The organism is Microbacterium sp. BF1, assembly GCF_019279095.1.
Classification (GTDB): Bacteria; Actinomycetota; Actinomycetes; order Actinomycetales; family Microbacteriaceae; genus Microbacterium; species Microbacterium maritypicum.
This window is the reverse complement of sequence record NZ_JAGYWT010000585.1, coordinates 1-1438: the sequence shown is the minus strand read 5'-3', so window position 1 is coordinate 1438 and position 1438 is coordinate 1. Positions and strand designations below refer to the sequence as shown.

Sequence of the window (1438 nt, the reverse complement as noted above, 5' to 3'; positions counted from 1 at the left end):
CTCGGCAGCAACGGCGACCCGTCACGGCCACTCCCATCGCCCGGCACCCTCGCCGCGGTCGGCCTGGATCGGCGTCGGCCTCGGCGCCGCGATCATCGCTGCCCTGTTCCTGATCGACGCCTTCCTGCCGACGCTGTTCCCCGCCTCGCTGCCCACCCGGGCGCAGGACGGGCTCACCCTCGCGCTGAGCGTGCTCATCGAGGCCCTGCCGTTCGTGGTCCTCGGCGTGCTGCTGTCGATCGTGGTGCAGGTGTGGCTTCCGGCCGATGTGATCCACCGGTGGCTCCCGAAGCGCGCCTGGGCCCGTCGCGCCGTGCTGTCGCTGCTGGGCATGCTGATCCCGGTGTGCGAGTGCGGCAACGTGCCCTTCGCCCGCGGGCTCATGATGCGAGGGCTCGCCCCGGCCGAAGCGATGACGTTCCTCATCGCGGCGCCGATCGTGAACCCGATCGTGATCCTCACCACGCACGCGGCCTTCGGCTGGGACGGCGGCATCCTCGTCGCCCGCCTCGTCGGCGGCTACCTCATCGCCAACCTGATCGGGTGGATCTACAGCCGGCACCCCGATCCCGACGGCATGCTCACGCAGCGCTTCGTCGACACCTGTGATCGCGTCACCCACGAACCGGGAACGCCCGTTCGCCGCAGCCTCACGCAGTTCCTCGTCGAGCTGCGTGCCGTGATGCCCGCCCTCGTGATCGGCTCCGCGCTCGCCGGAGCCGTGCAGGTGCTGATCCCGCGGGAGTGGCTGCTGGCGATCGGATCGAACCCGGTGCTGTCGATCGTCGCGATGATGGCACTCGCGATGACCGTGGCCATCTGCTCGAACGTCGATGCGTTCTTCGCGCTGTCGTTCGCCTCCACGTTCTCCTCCGGCGCCATCGTCGCCTTCCTGCTGGTCGGTCCGCTCGTCGACATCAAGATGCTCGCGCTCATGCGCACGACGTTCACCGCTCGCACGCTGGTCGGCATCGTCGGTATCGTCCTGGCTGCGGCCTTCGCGATCGGGATCGGGGTGAACGTCCTTGTCTGAGCAGACGGCAACGCGCGCACGCGCACTCGGCACCCGCTGGCTGGGGGTGGGACTCGCCGCCGTGATCTCGGTGGTCACGCTCGGCCTCGGTCTCACCGGACGCCTCAATCTCTACATCAGCCCCGAGTCGGTGTGGTTCGCCTGCGCCGCCGCCGTCGTCACCCTTGCCGGAGCGATATGGTCGTGCACTCTGCCGCTCGGCGAGGAGGGCGACCACGGCCACGACCACGGGCCTGCCGCCGCTGTTGTGGACGACACGGAGGGGCGCGAGGTCCCGGCTTCCTCCCGCCGCACGCTCGGTGCCGTCGCGGCCGTCACCGGTGGCGTCATCGCCTCGGGCGTCGTCGTCGCCGGTCTCATCCTGCCGCCGGCCTCGCTGTCGGTCGAGCTCGCCATGTCGCGCGC

General features: G+C 70.4%; 1 protein-coding gene and 1 pseudogene. Both read left to right on the top strand.

Annotated features, from left to right (window positions below; genetic code table 11):
• Positions 1-1033: permease (locus KZA10_RS15115; RefSeq protein ID WP_256934927.1), on the top strand; the 1033-nt coding region annotated here is incomplete at its 5' end.
• A pseudogene (locus KZA10_RS15110) lies at positions 1026-1438 on the top strand (DUF1980 domain-containing protein); the annotation flags it as partial. The gene KZA10_RS15115 and the pseudogene KZA10_RS15110, both read left to right, overlap by 8 nt.